The following is a 16753-nucleotide window of genomic DNA, read 5'->3' as shown; positions in this document are numbered from 1 at the left end:
TTCAGTCCACGGGGTTGATCGCACGCAGGCGCCGCGGGCCGGTGTCGGGCCGCGACGGCGGCGCCCCCAGCACGAGGCGGGCGTTGGCGACGAAGGCGCCGTCGGGCGAGGCCAGGATCGGGTCGAGCACCAGGGACCGCACCTCCGGGTTGTCCTCGGCCAGCGCGGCGACGCGCAGCACCATGTCCTGCAGGGCGGCGAGGTCGGCGGGCTCGTCGCCGCGGTAGCCCGTGAGCAGCGGCGCCGTCCGCGGCTCGCGCAGCAGCGTGGCCGCGTCGACGTCGGTGAGCGGCACCGCCCGGTAGGCGCGGTCGCCCAGCAGCGTGCTGACCAGCCCGGACAGCCCGAACGACACGAGCGTGCCGAACGACGGGTCGTCCTGCAGCCCGATCACGCACGACAGGCCCTTCGGGGCCATCCGCTGGACGTACACGTCATCGTCGTCGGAGATCTCGCGCAGCGTCTCGTAGGCGGTGCGCACGGCTCCGTCGGAGGCCAGGTCGAGCCGCACCCCGGCCAGGTCGGGCCGGCCGCGCAGCCGTTCGTCGACGGCCTTGAGCGTCACCGGGTAGCCCAGCTCGGCCGCGGCCGCGACGGCTTCGTCCACTGTGGACGCGACGCGGAACGGGACGACGTCGATGCCGTAGCAGCCCAGCAACCGCACGACGTCGGTGTCCGAAAGCAGCGTCGTCCGGCCGTTCTCGTTCTCCAAGAGCTCGCGCACGATCACCTGCGCCTGTTCGGTGTGGATCCCGGCCGGCGTCACGAGCGTGCCCTGCGGGCGCTGCCGCCACGCGGCGTACCGGATGACGCGGGCCAGGGCGGTCACCGCGCGTTCCGGGCTCGGATAGGACGGGATCGAGCCACGCGTCGGGACACCGTCTTCGGCGACGACGGCGAGTTCGTCCGGGACGCCTTCGGCGGCGAGGAACGTCGAGACGATCGGCTTGCGCTGCCCGAGTTCGACCACGGTTTCGCGCAGCGCGCGGGCGTACGCGGTGCCCGGGATCGCCACCGGCGGCGCGAACACGACGACCAGCGCGTCGGTGTCCGGTGAGGTGAGGGCTTCGCCGACCGCCTTGGCGAAGTCGTCCGGCCCGGCCTGCGGGCCGACGTCCACCGGGTCGAACGCGAGCCGCAGCCCCTGCATCCGCGCGGTGTCGGCGGCCAGGAGCCCGATCGCGCTGGAGTTGCCGACGATCGCGACCCGCGGCCCGGCGGGCAGCGGCTGGTGGGCGAACACGAGCGCGGTGTCGAACAGCTGCGCCAGTGACTCGACGCGCACGACGCCGGCCTGTTCGAACAGGGCCTGGACACTGGCTTCGTCGATCTCCGTCGACGTCGCGGCCAGCTGCGGGCGCACCGCGTGCCGCCCCGACTTCACCGCGACGATCGGCTTCGTCCGCGCGAGCCTCCTGGCCAGCCGCGCGAACTTGCGCGGGTTGCCGAAGGACTCGAGGTACAGCAGCACGAGATCGGTGTCCGGGTCGGTTTCCCAGTACTGGAGCAGGTCGTTGCCCGAGACGTCGGCGCGGTTGCCGGCCGAGACGAACGTCGACAGCCCGAGGCCACGCGACTCGGCGTCGGCGAGGATCGCGGTGCCCAGCGCACCGGACTGGCAGAAGAACCCGGTGCGCCCGCGCACCGGCAGGCGCGGCGCGAGGGTGGCGTTGAGCCGGACGCCGGGCGCGGTGTTCAGCACGCCGAGCGCGTTCGGGCCGACGACGCGCATGCCGTGCGCCCGGGCCTCGCCGACCAGCCGCAGCTCGGCGTGCAGACCGTGCGGCCCGGCTTCGGCGAAGCCGCTGGAAAGGATCAGCAGCGTCTTGACGCCCTTCGCGAGGCAAGCGTCCAAAACGGACTCGACGGCCTCGGCGGGCACCGCGACGACGGCCAGGTCGACCTGGTCCGGGATGTCGAGCACCGAGGCGTACGCGCGGACGCCGCGAACCGAGTGGTGCTCCGGGTTGACCGGGTAGACGGTGCCGGTGAACGCGGCGGCCAGGAGGTTCGCGAAGGCGACGTGCCCGACCTTGCCCGGCTCCGCGGACGCGCCGATCACCGCGACCGACGTCGGGTGCAGCAGGTTGTGCACGCTGCGCGCCTCGGCGGCCTGTTCCCGGGAGCGCGCGACGGCGAGGGACTCCTCGGTCGGGTCGATGTCGAACTCCAGGTGCAGCACGCCTTCCTCGATCTCGCGGCTGACCTGGTAGCCGGCGTCGCGGAAGACCCGCACCATGGCGGCGTTCTCGGCGAGCACCTCGGCGACGAACCGGCGCAGCCCGCATTCGGACGCGGCCGCGGCGAGGTGTTCCAGGAGGATCGAGCCGAGCCCGCGGCCCTGGTGCGCGTCGCTGACGACGAAGGCGACCTCCGCCGACGGCCCGTGGTCGAGCCGTTCGTACCGGCCGACCGCGACGATGTCGTCGCCCAGGAAGGCGGCGAACGCGACCCGGTCGTGGTGGTCGACGGTCGAGAAGCGCTTCAGGTCCCGCTCGGGGATCCGCGGGTAGGCGCCGAAGTAGCGGAAGTAGCGGGTGCGCTCGGACAGCTTGCCGTGGAAGGCGACGAGGCCGTCGGCGTCGGTGGGGACGACCGGGCGCAGGTGGACGGTGCCGCCGTCGGACAGCACGACGTCGGCCTCCCAGTCGCGGGGGTAGTCGAAGGGGTCCCGGCCGGCCATCGTCAGTCCCTGGGGTCGTCCGGGTCGAGGCCGTGCAGGGGGAAGACGGCCCGGCGGGTGTCCCGGACGGCGATGTCGACCGGGTCGTCCTGGCCGTCGCCCCACGGCTTGAACTCGGTTTCACGGTCGTCGGTCATCGCCGTCGGCAGCACGGCGTTCGGCGCGGCCTTGGTGACGGTGGAGACCCAGCCGGGCGGCAGCGGCGTCGACGGGGCGACGTCCCGGTCGAGGACGGTGGCGATCAGGTGCGTCCACGACCGCGGGACGACCCGGATCAGCTGGTACCCGCCCCCGCCGACGGCGATCCACTTGCCGCCCGCGTACGTCTCGGCGAGGTCGCGGAGGGTGGCGTAGATGGTGCGGTGCCCGTCGACGCTGAGGGAAAGGTCGGCCAGCGGGTCCTCTTCGTGCGAGTCGACGCCGCACTGGGTGAACAGCAGCTGCGGCTCGAAGTCGGCGAGGAGAGACGGGACGACGGCGTTGAACGCGCGCAGCCAGCCGGGATCCCGGGTCCGCGGCGGCAGGGGGACGTTGACCGCGGTGCCGTCCGCCTTCCCGCGGCCGGTCTCGGCGGAGTAGCCGGTGCCCGGCCAGAGCGTGAAGGGGTGCTGGTGCATCGAGATGGTGAGGACGCGCGGGTCGTCGTAGAAGGCGGCCTGGACGCCGTCGCCGTGGTGGACGTCGGTGTCGATGTAGGCGATGCGCTCGAAGCCGTGGTCGAGCAGCCACGAGATGGCGACGGCGCAGTCGTTGTAGACGCAGAAGCCGGCCGCCTGGTCGCGCATGGCGTGGTGCAGGCCACCGGCGATGTTGACCGCGCGCGTCGCCTCGCCTTCGGCGATCTTCCGGGCGGCGAGCAGCGTCGAGCCGACGACCAGCGCGGAGGCGTCGTGCATGTCGGGGAAGACGGGGTTGTCGGAGGTACCGAGCCCGTGCCCGACATCCCACCCGACGAGCGGCGCCTCCCGCACGGCGGCGAGGTATTCGGGGGCGTGGACGCGAAGCAGCTCTTCGTCCCCGGCGCTGGTGGGGACGAGCAAGGGGACGTCGTTGAGCACGCCGAGCTCGGTGGCCAGCCGGACGGTCAGTTCCAGCCGGACGGGGTTGAACGGGTGGTCCCCGCCCAGGTCGTAACCCAGCAGGGCGGAGTCCCAAACGACAGCCGGCGCCATGTGGTCGACTGTAGTGCCGATCGCGGAGATCCGTGGCCTGGGAAGTGGCGGCCTCGCTGCTCCGAAAGCCGTGAAGGCCTCCTTACCGGCATCTTGCGCCGGTAAGAAGGCCTTCACGGCTTCTCACCGATGTCGCGACCGGCCTCAGCCCGGGAGGGTGCCCGTCGCCGCGGGGCGGTTCGGGTCTCGGGACCAGTGCGACCACGAGCCCGCGTACAGGCCCGCGCCCGGGTGGCCGGCCAGTTCGAGGGCCAGCACCACCGAGCTCGCCGTCACTCCCGAGCCGCAGTACGCGCCGACCGGCTCGCCCGGGCGCAGCCCCAGGTCCGCGAACCGGGCGGCCAGCTCGTCGGGGGCGCGCCAGTGGCCCTCGTCGTCGGTGTGGGCCGCGAACGGCGCGTTCACCGCACCCGGGATGTGCCCGGCCCGCGGGTCGACCGGCTCGGTCTCGCCGGTGTAGCGCGGGGTGGCTCGGGCGTCGAGCAGCAGGCCGTCGCGGGCCAGCGCCGCTGCTTCGTCCGCGTCCAGCACCGGCATGCCGCCCGGGCGGACCGTGAGGTCGCCGGGCTCCGGCCGCGCCGGTTCCGTACTCACCGGGTGGCCGCCGGCGGTCCACGCAGCGTAACCACCGTCGAGCACGGCCACCTCGTCGTGCCCGGCCCAGCGCAGCAGCCACCACGCTCGCGCGGCCACCGAGCCGTCGGCGTCGTCGTAGACCACCACCGGCGCGCCCGTCCGCACGCCGGCCGCGCGCAGGTCGCGCTGCAGGGCGGCCGGGTCGGGCAGCGGGTGCCGGCCGCCCTCGCCCGGCTCGCCCGCGAGCACGCGGTCGAGGTCGGTGAAGACCGAGCCGGGCACGTGGCCTTCACGGTAGGAATCGGCGCCGGGCGGGCCGGCGAGCCGCCAGCGGACGTCGAGGACGACGGGCCGGTCGCCGCCCGGGCCGGCCAGCGCGGCGGCGAGGTCGGTGGTGCTGATCAGCGGACGCATGCCTCCCATCTTCCAGCGGCCTCCCGCCCGGCCGCGCCGGGGTGCGGACATGTCCGTCACCGGCGGGTCGTCACCGATCCGGCCAAAGCGGGCGGAGACGGACCGCCGCCGACCTCCGGTGGTGCGAGGTGCCGCCTGGCTGCCGGATCGAGCGGTAACCATCGGTGCGGTATTGGCAAGGCCCGCCGCCGCTGTCGGGGTCAACGACTACGATGAGCAACGCGGACGAAGGGGACAGCGTGAACGATCTCATCGACACCACCGAGATGTACTTGCGTACGATCTACGAGCTCGAAGAAGAAGGTGTCGTCCCACTGCGCGCCCGCATCGCCGAGCGCCTGCAGCAGAGCGGCCCGACCGTGAGCCAGACCGTCGCCCGCATGGAGCGTGACGGACTGGTCGTGGTGGCCGACGACCGGCATCTCCAGCTGACCGACCACGGCCGCGAACTGGCCATCGCCGTCATGCGCAAGCACCGTCTGGCGGAGCGCCTCCTCGTCGACGTCATCGGGCTCGAATGGGAGCACGTGCACAACGAGGCGTGCCGGTGGGAGCACGTGATGAGCGAGGCCGTCGAGCGCAAGCTGGTGAAGCTGCTCGACCACCCGACCACCTCCCCCTACGGCAACCCGATCCCCGGGCTGGACAAGCTGGGCGACGGCGACCCGGCACCGCCCGCCGAGGCCGACCTCGTCCGGCTCGACGAGTTCGCCCGCACCGGCGGCGGCCGCGTCGAGATCCGGCGCATCGCCGAGCACGTCCAGCTGGACGAGTCGCTGATGACCGAGCTCAAGTCCGTCGGCATCGTGCCGGGCGGCACGGTCACCATCGGCCGCGCCAACGGCGGCACCGTCGAGGTCACCGGCGGGGACACCACCGCCCAGGTCGCCAGCTCCGCGCTGCACGCCGTCCTGGCGCAGGCCAGGTGAGCCCCGCTTCGGAGGCCGTGGCGGCGTTCCGCACGGTGCACGGCGGCGATCCCGCCGGCGTGTGGTCCGCGCCGGGGCGCGTCAACCTGATCGGCGAGCACACCGACTACAACGACGGCTTCGTGCTGCCGTTCGCCCTGCCGCACCGCCTGGCCGCGGCGGCGTCACCCCGCGAGGACGGCATCCTGTCCGTGGCCACCCTGGGCGACGACGGCCAGCTCCAGCGCTCCGGCGAGCTCAAGATCGCCGACCTGGCACCGGGCACCGTCGACGGGTGGGCCGCGTACCCGGCGGGAGTCGCCTGGGTCCTGCGCGACCAGGGCTTTTCGGCCGGCGCCGACCTGGTCGTCGCCGGGGACGTGCCGTCGGGGGCGGGTCTGTCCTCCTCGCACGCGCTCGAGTGCGCGGTGTCGCTGGCGTTGCTGGGCCTGGCCGGGCTGGAGCTGGGCGCGCCCGGCGACCGCGTCCCGACGCGGCCCGAGGTCGCCCGGTGGGTCCAGCGCTCGGAGAACGACTTCGTCGGCGCGCCCACCGGCCTGCTCGACCAGACGGCGTCCCTCTGCTGCACCGAGTCGCACGTGCTGTTCCTCGACGTCCGGTCGGGCGAGCAGGAGCAGGTTCCGTTCGGCCTGGCCGACGCCGGGCTGCAGGTGCTGATCATGGACACCCGCACGAAGCACTCGCACGCCGAGGGCGGGTACGGCGAGCGCCGCCGCGGCACCGAGCGGGCCGCCGAGCTGCTCGGCGTCAAGGCACTGCGCGACGTCACCGTCGAGGGGCTGTCCGCGGCCCTCGACCGGCTGCCCGACGACCTCGTGCCGCTCGTGCGGCACGTCGTCACCGAGAACCAGCGGGTGCTCGAAGTGGTCGAGCTGCTGCGCGCCGGCCGGCTGGCCGACATCGGCCCGTACCTGGACGCCTCGCACGTCAGCATGCGCGACGACTACCGGATCTCCACGGCCGAGCTGGACCTCGCGGTCGACTCGGCGCGGGAGGCCGGCGCCCTCGGCTCCCGGATGACCGGCGGCGGCTTCGGCGGCTCGGCGATCGCGCTGGTCCGCGACGCCGACCTGGACGGGGTCAAGGCGGCCGTCGAAGCGGCGTACGAAAAGGCCGGTTACCGGCGGCCGCGGATGTTCACCGCCGTGCCCTCCCGCGGCGCCGGGCGCGACGAGCTCTGAGGTCGCGCGGGTCCGTCCGGGGCAACCCCCGCGCGGACCCGCGCGTCGCCGAGGGGGAAGACTGGACAGCACAGTCATCACCCTCGGCAGGAAGGCCTGGATGTGTCCGAGCAGAGCAACGCCCTGAAGCTGGTCGTCACGGGCGGGGCCGGGTACGTCGGCAGTGTCTGCGCCGCCCGGCTGATCGAGGCCGGGCACCAGGTCACCGTGGTCGACGACCTGTCGACCGGCCACGCCGACGCCGTCCACCCGGACGCGCGGTTCGTCGAGGGCGATGCCGCCGAGGTGGCGGGCAGCCTGCTGCGCGAAGGCTTCGACGGCGTGCTGCACTTCGCGGCCAAGTCGCTGGTCGGCGAGTCGATGGCGGAGCCGGCGAAGTACTGGGAAGGCAACGTCGTCACGTCGCTGCGGCTGCTCGAGGCCATGCGCGAGCACGGCACGCCGCGCCTGGTGTTCTCCTCGACCGCGGCGACCTACGGCGAGCCGGAGCAGTCGCCGATCCCGGAATCCGCGCCCGCCCGGCCGACCAACACCTACGGCGCGACCAAGCTCGCCATCGACCACGCGATCACCAGCTTCGCCGGCGCGCACGGGCTGGCGGCGGTGAGCCTGCGGTACTTCAACGTCGCGGGCGCGTACGGCGCGTTCGGGGAGCGCCACACCACGGAAACCCATCTGATTCCCCTCGTCCTCCAGGTCGCCACGGGCGACCGCGAACAGATCAAGATCTTCGGCGACGACTACCCGACGCCGGACCACACGGCGATCCGCGACTACATCCACGTCGCAGACCTCGCGGACGCGCACCTGCTGGCGCTGAAGCACGCCACGGCGGGTGCGCACCGCATCTACAACCTGGGCAGTGGCACGGGGTTCTCCGTGCTCGAGGTGATCGAGGCGTGCCGCGAGGTCACCGGCCACGCGATCCCGGCCGAGGTGGCCCCGCGGCGGGCGGGCGATCCGTCGGTGCTCGTGGCGGCCAGTGACCGGGCCCGGGAAGAGCTGGGCTGGAAGCCGGAGCGGACCGAGCTGACCCGGATCGTGCGCGACGCCTGGACCTTCACGCAGGCTCGGCAGGGCTGAGGCCGCCGGCCGCGCCAGGCAGCGGTACTCCGCTGCCTGGCGCCGCCGAGCGCGAAACCGGCCAGACGCCCACGGCCCGGTCACCCCGGCTCGACGACGAACTCCGACCGTCCACACGCGACACCCAGCGGCAGGCACGGACCGGGTTCGCCGAAATCCGCCGCCGCCAGGCCGAAGCCGGACAGACCCGCCGGGTCCGCGGTCAACGCCAGGCCCAGCAGCTGCCCCGGGGGCATGCCGTGGTCCAGCACCGTCTTCAGCAGCCCGGCCAGCACGTGGTCCGGCTTCGCCGCCAGTGCGGCCTCCAGGGCCATGCCCGCGAACGTGCCGTCTCCGCGCATGAACGCCGTGTACCCCAGCAAGGCCGCCGCTTCCGCGCGTCCCGGGGCCGGGAGCTCCTGGACCAGCGTCAGCCACAAGCGTTCCGCCTCGTACGCGGCCGGGGTGTGGGGTGGGACCGCCATTCCCAGGCACGCGTCCCGGATCTCCGGGAGCTTCAGGGCGCTCGCGAGCGCGACCGCTTCCTCGTCCGTCGGCGGCCCCGAGCCGCGCAGCTGTCGCTCGAACGCCGCTCGGATCGCCGACGCCGCTTCGAAGACGCACGTCGCGTCCGGCCAGAGCGGAGACGACAGCCGCGCCAAGGATTCGGCCCGGCGGGCGAGTGCTTCCGGCGACCGTGGGGCGAGCAGCGCCGCCAGCTCGTCGCGGCTGTCGAACGCCACCGAACCGCCGCCCGTCGCGACCGCCGCCACCACGGTCGCGCGGGGATCCGGCAGCTCGCCGCCGCAGTCCGGGTCCGCGTAACAACCCCACCGCGCCCCTTCGGCGATGTCCGCGGCCCACATCGCGTGCAGCACCGGGAGGCCGAGCTCGCCCAGGACGTCACCCAGCAGCTCGACGAACTCCGCGTGCGGCGGTGGGCTGCCGGGTCTTCGCCGGCCGCCGACCACCACGAGCGTCACGCCCGTGTGCGGCGCCAGGGCGAACCGAGGGGCGAGGGCCCGGGCCTGGTGGGCCCGGTCTTCGGGACGAGGGAGGTCGCCGCGCAGCACCAGGCCCAGCCGGTTGCCTTCGGGTGCCCGGTGGCCGAGCAGGACGACGGAGTTCGCGGGCCGGAACCCGACCAGGTAAGGGAGCGCGGCCAGCAGCTGCGCGGGGCTTCGGAGGTCGACCGGCGGCCGGCCGGTCGGGGTGGCAGTGGTCATGCCTCCACGGTGGGGCAAAACGGGGCCGGTGGGGGCGGTGGCGGCAAATCTGTGGACAACCGGGGCCGATGTGGACGGAATCGGCCGGGAGCCGGCCGCTCGGCGGTTTCTTGTCGGTGGGGCGGGCTATGCTGCCCGGCCCACCGACCGGTCCGGCTCAGCCGCAGTGCTCGAAGCCGCTCGTGTAGGTGTTGCTGCCGACCGAGCCGCCCCACTTCACGCAGGTCGCTCCGGCGGTCTTCTTCACCGGCCCGGCGTAGTAGGTGAAGCTGCCGGAGTCGGTCACGCGCGCCGCACCCTGGACCTCGAGGAACGCCGAGACCGGGCTCGCCGTGCCCAGCGACGTCACCTTCAGCGTCGTCACGCAGTTCGCCTTGGTGGAAGCGTTGTAGAGCAGGTAGGTCGTGCCGGACGAACCGGCCAGCGCCTGCTGGTCGATGACGGAGAAGCCCGAGCCGCAGACCTCTTCGGCCGAGTAGGGGTTGCCGCCGCAGTTGTTCTTGCTCGTGAAGTTCGTGTGCCCGTAGTAGGGCACGGCGACGCCGTTCAGCTTCGCCTTCTGCACCACGCCGTTCAGCCGCTCTTCGAAGTGCAGATGCGGACCGGTGACCCCGCCGGTCGCGCCGGCTTTCCCGATTTCCCGGCCGCCGGCGACCGACTGCCCGACGGAGACCTCCTGGGCCGACAGGTGCGCGTACCGGGTGCGCCAGCCGCTGCCGTGGTCCACCTCGATCCACTTGCCGTAGCTCGTGCTGCCCTCGTCGGCGACCCGCGTGATCGTGCCGGACGCCGCGGCCAGCACCGGCATGCCCGTGATGCCCGACTTCTGGAAGTCGACCGAGTACTCCGGGCTGTGGCCGCTGAACGTCGCCGCGGTCACGGTGACCCCGCACTTGAACGGCACCTGGAAGTTCGGCGCGGCCGACGCGGTCGCCGACCCGGCGAGGGTGAGGCCGAGCGCGGGCAGCGCCGCGGCGGCGGCGAACACGGCGAGCCGTCGCAACCTGGACATGGGGAAACCTCCTGCTCGAACGGGACATCTCGACACACCCAGGGAAGCCCGCGTCGGTACATTTTCCGTACAAGCACCCAGCGGAGGGCACCTGAGATGATCGCCGGACGACCCGGGCTGCCCCAGGCCCAGGACTGGGTGCGCTGGGGGTTCGTCGCGGTGCCGATGTTCGCCGCGATGCCCCGCGCGAACACGCTCTCGTGGGTTCTGATCGGCATCACCCTGGCTCTGTCGCTTCCGCTGTTGTGGATCTTCAACGCCGGTGCGAACCGCTTCCTGCCGGTCGTGACGATCACCGTGATCACGGCGGCGGGCACCCTGTGGGCGATCGTGCCGAACAGCTCGGCGTCGGTGACGATGTTCAGCACCACGTTCTTCGTCGTGCTCTGGCAGCCGAAGCTGCCGATCATCCTCGCGGTGACCATCGACCTGGCCGCGATCTCTTTCTGGGCGGGCTACCACCACGCCTGGGAAGGCGCGCTGCCGACGTACGCGATCGTCGCCGTGATCGTGCTGCTCGGGCTGAACCGGCGGACCCGGCTGGCCCGGATCGAGCAGACCGAACTGGCGCTGGCCCGCGCGCAGACGGCGACGGAGGAGCACGCCCGCGCGGCGGCCCTCGCCGAACGCGCCCGCATCGCCCGCGAGGTGCACGACGTCCTGGCGCACTCACTGGCCGGGCTGTCCCTCAACCTGCAGGGCGCGCGGCTCATGCTGGTGCGCGACGGGGCGAGCCCGGACGCCGTCGCGCAGATCGAACGGGCGCAGAAACTGGCGTCGGAAGGCCTCGCCGAAGCCCGCAAGGCCGTCGCCGCGCTGCGCGAGGACGCCGTCCCGGTCGAACGCACGATCGCCGACCTCCTCGCCGCCTACCGGCTGGACAGCGGCGCCCGGGCGGACCTGGCGATCGAGGGCGAGCCGCGTGAGCTCGACCCGGCGGTCGGCACGGCGCTGGTCCGCGCGGTGCAGGAGGCCCTGGCCAACACCCGCAAGCACGCCGAGCGGGCCGAGGTCGACGTCACTCTGGACTACGGCTCCGGGAGCGTCGCGCTGACCGTGGCCGACCGGCAGGGCAGGCGTCCGCCGGACGCGCCGGCGGCAGGCTACGGTTTGCGCGGGATGAGCGAACGGGTCGCGCTGCTCGACGGGCGGTTCGAGAGCGGGCCGGGGGAGGACGGATGGCGGATTCACCTGACGGTGCCGGCGTGAGCTTGCGCGTCGTGCTGGCCGACGACCAGGCGGTGGTCCGGGAAGGCCTGGTCACGCTGCTCGGGCTGCTGCCCGGCGTCGAGGTGGTCGGCGCCGCCGCCGACGGCCTGGCCGCTCTCGAGCTCGTCGCCGAGCACCACCCCGACGTCGTGCTCGTGGACCTGCGGATGCCGCGCTGCGACGGCGTCGAGACCACCGAGCGGATCCGCGCCGAGCACCCGGGCACCGAGGTCGTCGTGCTGACCACGTACGCCGACGACGAGTCGCTGCTGGCCGCGTTGCGCGCCGGCGCCCGCGGGTTCCTCACGAAGGACGCAGACGCCGAGGCGATCGCCCGGGCGCTGCGCTCGGCGGCCGCCGGTCAGTCCACAGTGGACGGAGAGCTGCAGCGCCGCCTCGTCGAGGCCGCCACCCGCAGCACGCCCCAGCGGATCAAGGAGATCGAGGGCCTGACCGCGCGCGAAATCGAGGTACTGCGGCTGATCGCGGCGGGCCTGTCGAACACGGAGATCGCGCGCACGCTCGTGGTGAGTGAGGCGACCGTGAAGACCCACGTGAACCACCTGTTCACCAAGGCCCGGCTGCGCGATCGCGCGCAGGCGGTCGCCTTCGCCTACCGGACGGGCATCGCGGACTGACTCACAGCATGCGGTGCGTGAACCCCGCCGCGGCCAGCCGGCCGAACGCGCGCTCGACGCCGTCCGGAACGTGCTGCGGGATCGCGAAGCCCCGCGCCGCGTACTCGATGATCCGCTGCGTCTCGCCGACGAGCATGCTGATCACCCGGTCGGCGTCCTCTTCGCCGGTCAGGTGGTCCTCGAACGACACCGCCTTCGACGCGCAGACGATGTCGACGCCGGGCCAGAGCAGCTTCGCCGTGGCGTAGGCCCGTCGTTGCTGGTACGGCCGCGTCACCAGCGTCACGGACCGGATCGCCCGCCCGGCGAGCAGCCGGCGGGTGAACACGATGTTCTCCCCCGTGTTGCGTGCCGCGGGCTCGACCAGGATCACGTCGTCGGGCACGCCGAGCTCCAGCGCGATCTCGCGGTAGTGGACCGCTTCGCCGCGCGGGAAGCGCTCCACCGTCGTCGGCGCGTTGGCCCCGGTGAACACGACGAGCGGGAACCGCCCGGCGTGGAACAGCTCCGCCGCGTACACGGCGACGCCGGGATCGCGGCTGCCCAGCCCGATCCCGGCGTCGCAGCGCCGGGGCTCGTGCCGCAGGTCGTGGTAGTCCCACAGTGTGCGGACGTCGGCTTGGAGACGCTCCGGCAGCATCAGCCGAACGCGGCTCGCAGGGCCGGCTTGCCGCCCGTGACCGGCAGCGTCACCGACGTCTTGGTCAGGTCGAGCGCCAGTCCCGCCCCCGGCTTCGGCCGCAGCGTGTAGTCGTGGTCGCTGGACGCCAGCAGGAACTCCAGCCGGTGCCCCGCCGCGAGGACGTAGTCCTTCGGCATCAGTTCGACGCCGATCTTGTACGTCCGGCCGGGGGTGATCGGCTCGGTCCGGGCCGGTGACGTGCGGTTCTGCGGATCGGTCCAGCCGCGGCTGATCACGTGGGACGTGCCGTCGGGGGCGCGGTCGAGCAAGATCGCGGAAACGTTGGCCGCAGGCCGGTCGAACGCCAGCGCCAGGTCGGCCCGCGCGGTGCCCGAGAGCCGGACGGACTGCTTCGCCGCCGAAGTCGCGTACAGCAGCCGGTTGCCCGACGAGGCCAGGCCGGCCAACTGCTCGATCGTCTTCGCCGAGTCGTCGGCGAGGGTTTCGACGGCCGCCGTACCCGGCACCGGGTTGCGGGTGTCGATGGTGCCCTTCGCCTTGCCGCCGGGCCACGGGTAGACGCGCACGTCGGCCGTCGTGGGCGCCGGCCAATCGGCTTCGTCGACCCAGGAAAGGTCCTCGCGCTGGATCGTCGCCTTCGGCTCGTTCTGGATGCCGTTGTCGACACCGTAGAGGTAGTGCGACATCCACTTGTTCAGCGTCGCGAGCCAGACGTCGCGCCGCAGCGAGTACGGGTCGGCGTGGCCGGACTGGTGCAGCCAGATCTTGTGCTCGACGCCGTGCGCCTTCAGCGCGTCGTACCACTCCGCGACCTGGTCGGTCTTGACGTTCCAGTCGTTGAGGCCGTGCACCGCGAGCACCGACGCGTGCACCTTCGCGACGTCGTTGCGGTAGTTGCGGACGTCCCAGAACGGCGTGTAGTCGCCGGTCACGCGGTCCTGGTCGCGGGCCAGGCCGTCGATCACCGGACGGCAGATCTGCCGGTCTTCGCGCGTGTAGACGTACTCGGCGAGCACGTCGGCGTCCTCGCCCTGGAAGCCGCCGGCCGCGACGACGGCGCCGTCGTTGCGGTAGTACTGGTACCAGCTGGAGATGGCCGCGATCGGCACGATCGTCTCGAGGCCTTCGACGCCGGTGCTCGCGACGGCGTTGGGCAGCGTCCCGTTGTAGGAAACGCCCATCATGCCGGTCTTGCCGGTGCTCCAGTCCGCCTTCGCCGCGGCACCGGCGGCGTCGCGGGCGGGCGTCCGGCCGTTGAGCCAGTCGACGACCGAGCGGGCGCCGATCGTCTCGTTGACGTCACCGGTGGTAGGGCAGCCGGTGGAGAGGCCGGAGCCGAGCGACTCGCCGTAGACGACGGCGAACCCGCGCGCGGTGAAGTAGTCCTGGTAGCGCCAGGTGATCGGGGCGGCCGGGCCGACGCCGTGCGCGGCGACGCGCGGGCCTTCCGGGCCGCGGGCGTACCCGGGCGCGTAGAGCTCGACGTCGACGTCGTGGTTCGCGATGTCGTTGCCGCCGGCGTAGTACGGGCTGGCCTGGTAGACGACGGGGACCTTCAGGCCCTGCTGCGTCGCGCGCGGGCGCACGACCTGGGCGTGGACGAGGTCGTCCTGGCCGTCGTGGTCGCTGTCGACGGGCGCGGTGACCCAGACGTCCTCGCGGACGACGTCGGCCGGGTCGAACACCGGTTGCGCCTGGCCGCCGGTGAAGACCGGGCCGGGCGGATCGGCGGCTTCGGCGGTGACCGCCGTGAGCGGCAGGGTGGCCAGTGCGAGGAGCAGGACTGCGGTTCGTGCGGCTTTCACTCAAACCCCCAAGCCGGGCGAAGCGGACGAGTGTCGAGACTTCCGCTCCGGCCTCGGGAGTGTCAAGAGACTAACGTCGGAGGCATGCCGACCGTGGAAGCGCCGATCGCCGCCGTGACCGTCTACCCGCAGCAGGCCCGGATCACCCGCCGGGGCAAGGCACCGCTCGACGGCGGGCCGCGCCTGACGTTCGCCGGGCTCCCCCTGTCGCTCGACCCAGGCTCGGTGCGCGTCACCGGGACCGGCCCGGCGCTGATCACGGGCGTCGACGTCCGCACCGAGCGGCACGCCTCACCGGCCGATGCCGCGTTACGCGCTTTGGTGGAGCAGCGACGCGCGGACCAGGCCACGCTCGACGGCGTCGTGGACGACGAAGCGGCTGAAGCGATGAAGGTGGATCTGCTGACTTCGCTCGCGAAGCGCAGCGGCGGCAGCTTCGCGAAGGCGCTGGCGGCCGGGACCGCCGAGCCGTCGCGGGTCGCGGAAGTGACCGACGCGCTGAGCGCGCGGCTGGCCACGGCGTTGAAGGCCCGCCGGGTGTTGTCCGATCGGATCGCACGGCTGCGCGAAGACCTCGCTGCTTTGGATCGGCGGATCGAATCCCACAGTGCCCGGTCCGAAGAGGACAGTACGTCGGTGGTGGTGGAGCTGGAGATTTCGGATGTTTCCGGTAGCGCCGAACTGGAACTGTCCTATGTGGTCCCGGGTGCGAACTGGGAGCCGGGGTACGACATCCGGGTCCGCGGCACGGACGTGACGGTCATGTCGTACGGGCTGGTCAGCCAGCACACGGGCGAGGACTGGCCGGAGTGCGAGCTGGCATTGTCGACGGCGCGGCCGGCCGTTTCGGTGGTCGTGCCGGAGCTTTCGCCGTGGTACCTGGACCGCGTCCACCCGGTCCCACCGGCCCCGGCGGCGGCTTATGGCGGTTCCGGGGGTGGCATTCCGGAGGGTTCGCGGATGCGGTTCGCGGCGGCCGCTCCTGCCATGGCACCGAAGTTCGCCGCGGTCGAGCAGGGGACGACGGCGGTGACGTACCGGCCTTCGCGTCCGGTGGCGGTGCCGTCGGGGGCTTCCGGGCATCGGACCACGTTGGCTCAGCTTTCACTGACGGCGATTTTGGGTTACGTGACAGCGCCGGTGTTGGCCGAGGAGGCTTATCTGCGGGCGACGGTCGTCAATTCGTCCTCTTTTGCGTTGCGGCCGGGACGGGCTTCGGTGTTCCACGACGCGGAGTTCGTCGGCACGACCCGGTTGGAGCCTTGGGCCCCCGGCGAAGAGCTCGAGTTGGCTTTGGGAGTCGACGACCGGATCCGGGTCGAGCGGGAGCTGGTTCGTCGGACGGCTTCGAAGGCGACTTTGTCGGGGCAGAAACGACGTGAGGCCGAGTATCGGATTTCCGTTGGTAACCACGGGCCTCGGTCGGCGGACATCACCGTGCTGGACCAGGCACCGGTTTCGCGGGATGACGCGGTCACGGTGAAGGACGTGAAGACGTCGCCGGAGCCGGTGGAGACGTCGGCGCTGGGCGAGTACACGTGGAAGCTGACGCTGGCGGCGGGTGAGACCAAGACGGTGACGCTGTCTTACCGGGTGGATGTCGCGAAGGGCGTGGAACTGTCCGGCTGGCGGGAATGACTGCGGTGGTCCCGAACCCGGGACCACCGCCGTTGTTCAGCCCTGGGAGATGTAGGCCTCCAGCTGTTCCTGGCTCTTCTCCAGCTGCTCCATCCGGTTCTTCACCACGTCACCGATGGAAACGATCCCCGCCAACCGCCCGTCCGCCAGTACCGGCACGTGCCGGATCCGGCGCTCCGTCATCAGCACCGACAGCTGGTCCACCGAGTCCTCCGGGCCGCAGCTCGCCACCAGCTTCGTCATGATCTCCGACACCGGCCCGTTCAGCAGGGCCGGGCCGTGCTCGTTCAAGCGGCGGACCACGTCGCGTTCGGACACGATGCCCGCTATCGAGCCTTCCGGGGACACCACCACCATCGCGCCCACGTTGTGCTCGGCCAAGCCGGCCAGCAGCGCCGTCACCGTGGTCTCCGGGGTGACCGTCGCGACTGCCGACCCCTTCTTGCGCAGCAGATCCGCAATCCGCATGGCGATCCTTCCCGTCGGTGAGCTGGATCACCACAGGGTAAGGGCACCGGGACGTGCGCGAAAGTCCGGCAAACGGGGCGAATTCGTGGTATGAAAA

The 16753-nt window shown here is 72.4% G+C and carries 14 protein-coding genes; 6 read left to right on the top strand and 8 right to left on the bottom strand.

Features of this window, described 5'->3' with window-relative positions; all coding sequences use genetic code 11:
• Position 1: 1 nt before the first annotated feature.
• The 3 genes from ACZ4TR_RS24495 to ACZ4TR_RS24485 form a co-directional block, all read right to left on the bottom strand.
• Positions 2–2683, bottom strand: a complete 2682-nt coding sequence (locus tag ACZ4TR_RS24495) for a bifunctional acetate--CoA ligase family protein/GNAT family N-acetyltransferase (protein ID WP_465289178.1) — start codon at positions 2681–2683, stop codon at positions 2–4.
• A gap of 2 nt (positions 2684–2685) precedes the next feature.
• Positions 2686–3855 carry an acetoin utilization protein AcuC gene (locus ACZ4TR_RS24490; RefSeq protein WP_465289177.1) on the bottom strand — a complete coding sequence of 390 codons (1170 nt, stop codon included), beginning with the start codon at positions 3853–3855 and terminating at the stop codon, positions 2686–2688.
• Between the two features lie 144 nt (positions 3856–3999).
• Complete coding sequence (locus tag ACZ4TR_RS24485) at positions 4000–4845, bottom strand: sulfurtransferase (protein WP_465289176.1); 846 nt, start codon at positions 4843–4845, stop codon at positions 4000–4002.
• 212 nt (positions 4846–5057) lie between these two features.
• Between ACZ4TR_RS24485 and ACZ4TR_RS24480 the strand changes: the two genes are divergently transcribed.
• The 3 genes from ACZ4TR_RS24480 (at position 5058) to galE (ending at position 8038) form a co-directional block, all read left to right on the top strand.
• Complete coding sequence (locus ACZ4TR_RS24480) at positions 5058–5774, top strand: metal-dependent transcriptional regulator (protein WP_465289175.1); 717 nt, start codon at positions 5058–5060, stop codon at positions 5772–5774.
• Positions 5771–6955 carry a galactokinase gene (gene galK, locus ACZ4TR_RS24475; protein WP_465289174.1) on the top strand — a complete coding sequence of 395 codons (1185 nt, stop codon included), beginning with the start codon at positions 5771–5773 and terminating at the stop codon, positions 6953–6955. The genes ACZ4TR_RS24480 and galK overlap by 4 nt, the downstream gene beginning before the upstream one ends.
• A gap of 102 nt (positions 6956–7057) precedes the next feature.
• On the top strand, positions 7058–8038 hold the full coding sequence (gene galE, locus ACZ4TR_RS24470; protein ID WP_364521208.1) for a UDP-glucose 4-epimerase GalE: 981 nt from the start codon (positions 7058–7060) through the stop codon (positions 8036–8038).
• Between the two features lie 80 nt (positions 8039–8118).
• Here galE and ACZ4TR_RS24465 read toward each other — a convergent pair whose 3' ends face one another.
• Both ACZ4TR_RS24465 and ACZ4TR_RS24460 read right to left on the bottom strand, forming a co-directional pair.
• Entirely contained in the window at positions 8119–9243 is a 1125-nt protein-coding gene (locus ACZ4TR_RS24465) for a DUF4192 domain-containing protein (RefSeq protein WP_465289173.1), read from the bottom strand.
• Between the two features lie 157 nt (positions 9244–9400).
• The gene (locus ACZ4TR_RS24460) at positions 9401–10255 is read right to left on the bottom strand and encodes a M23 family metallopeptidase (RefSeq protein WP_465289172.1); all 855 of its coding nucleotides are present in this window, start codon (positions 10253–10255) and stop codon (positions 9401–9403) included.
• Positions 10256–10351: 96 nt separating this feature from the next.
• Here ACZ4TR_RS24460 and ACZ4TR_RS24455 point away from each other — a divergent pair, with 96 nt between their 5' ends.
• Together ACZ4TR_RS24455 and ACZ4TR_RS24450 are read left to right on the top strand one after the other, a co-directional pair.
• Positions 10352–11464, top strand: coding sequence for a sensor histidine kinase (locus ACZ4TR_RS24455; protein ID WP_465289171.1), 1113 nt, complete (start codon positions 10352–10354; stop codon positions 11462–11464).
• The gene (locus ACZ4TR_RS24450) at positions 11461–12102 is read left to right on the top strand and encodes a response regulator transcription factor (protein WP_364521204.1); all 642 of its coding nucleotides are present in this window, start codon (positions 11461–11463) and stop codon (positions 12100–12102) included. The genes ACZ4TR_RS24455 and ACZ4TR_RS24450 overlap by 4 nt, the downstream gene beginning before the upstream one ends.
• Before the next feature lies 1 nt (position 12103).
• Here ACZ4TR_RS24450 and ACZ4TR_RS24445 read toward each other — a convergent pair whose 3' ends face one another.
• Positions 12104–12742 (bottom strand): YdcF family protein, encoded by a 639-nt coding sequence (locus ACZ4TR_RS24445; RefSeq protein WP_465289170.1) that lies wholly within the window; start codon positions 12740–12742, stop codon positions 12104–12106.
• The gene (locus ACZ4TR_RS24440) at positions 12742–14550 is read right to left on the bottom strand and encodes a Xaa-Pro dipeptidyl-peptidase (RefSeq protein WP_465289169.1); all 1809 of its coding nucleotides are present in this window, start codon (positions 14548–14550) and stop codon (positions 12742–12744) included. The genes ACZ4TR_RS24445 and ACZ4TR_RS24440 overlap by 1 nt, the downstream gene beginning before the upstream one ends.
• A gap of 84 nt (positions 14551–14634) precedes the next feature.
• Here ACZ4TR_RS24440 and ACZ4TR_RS24435 point away from each other — a divergent pair, with 84 nt between their 5' ends.
• The gene (locus ACZ4TR_RS24435; RefSeq protein WP_465289168.1) at positions 14635–16188 is read left to right on the top strand and encodes a DUF4139 domain-containing protein; all 1554 of its coding nucleotides are present in this window, start codon (positions 14635–14637) and stop codon (positions 16186–16188) included.
• Between the two features lie 36 nt (positions 16189–16224).
• Here ACZ4TR_RS24435 and ACZ4TR_RS24430 read toward each other — a convergent pair whose 3' ends face one another.
• The gene (locus ACZ4TR_RS24430; RefSeq protein WP_465289167.1) at positions 16225–16656 is read right to left on the bottom strand and encodes a CBS domain-containing protein; all 432 of its coding nucleotides are present in this window, start codon (positions 16654–16656) and stop codon (positions 16225–16227) included.
• Positions 16657–16753: the final 97 nt, after the last annotated feature.

The sequence above is a fragment of the Amycolatopsis sp. NPDC028719 genome (genome assembly GCF_055565395.1).
Note: the sequence above shows the minus strand (reverse complement) of the source record. Positions and strands in the feature narration are given on the sequence as shown.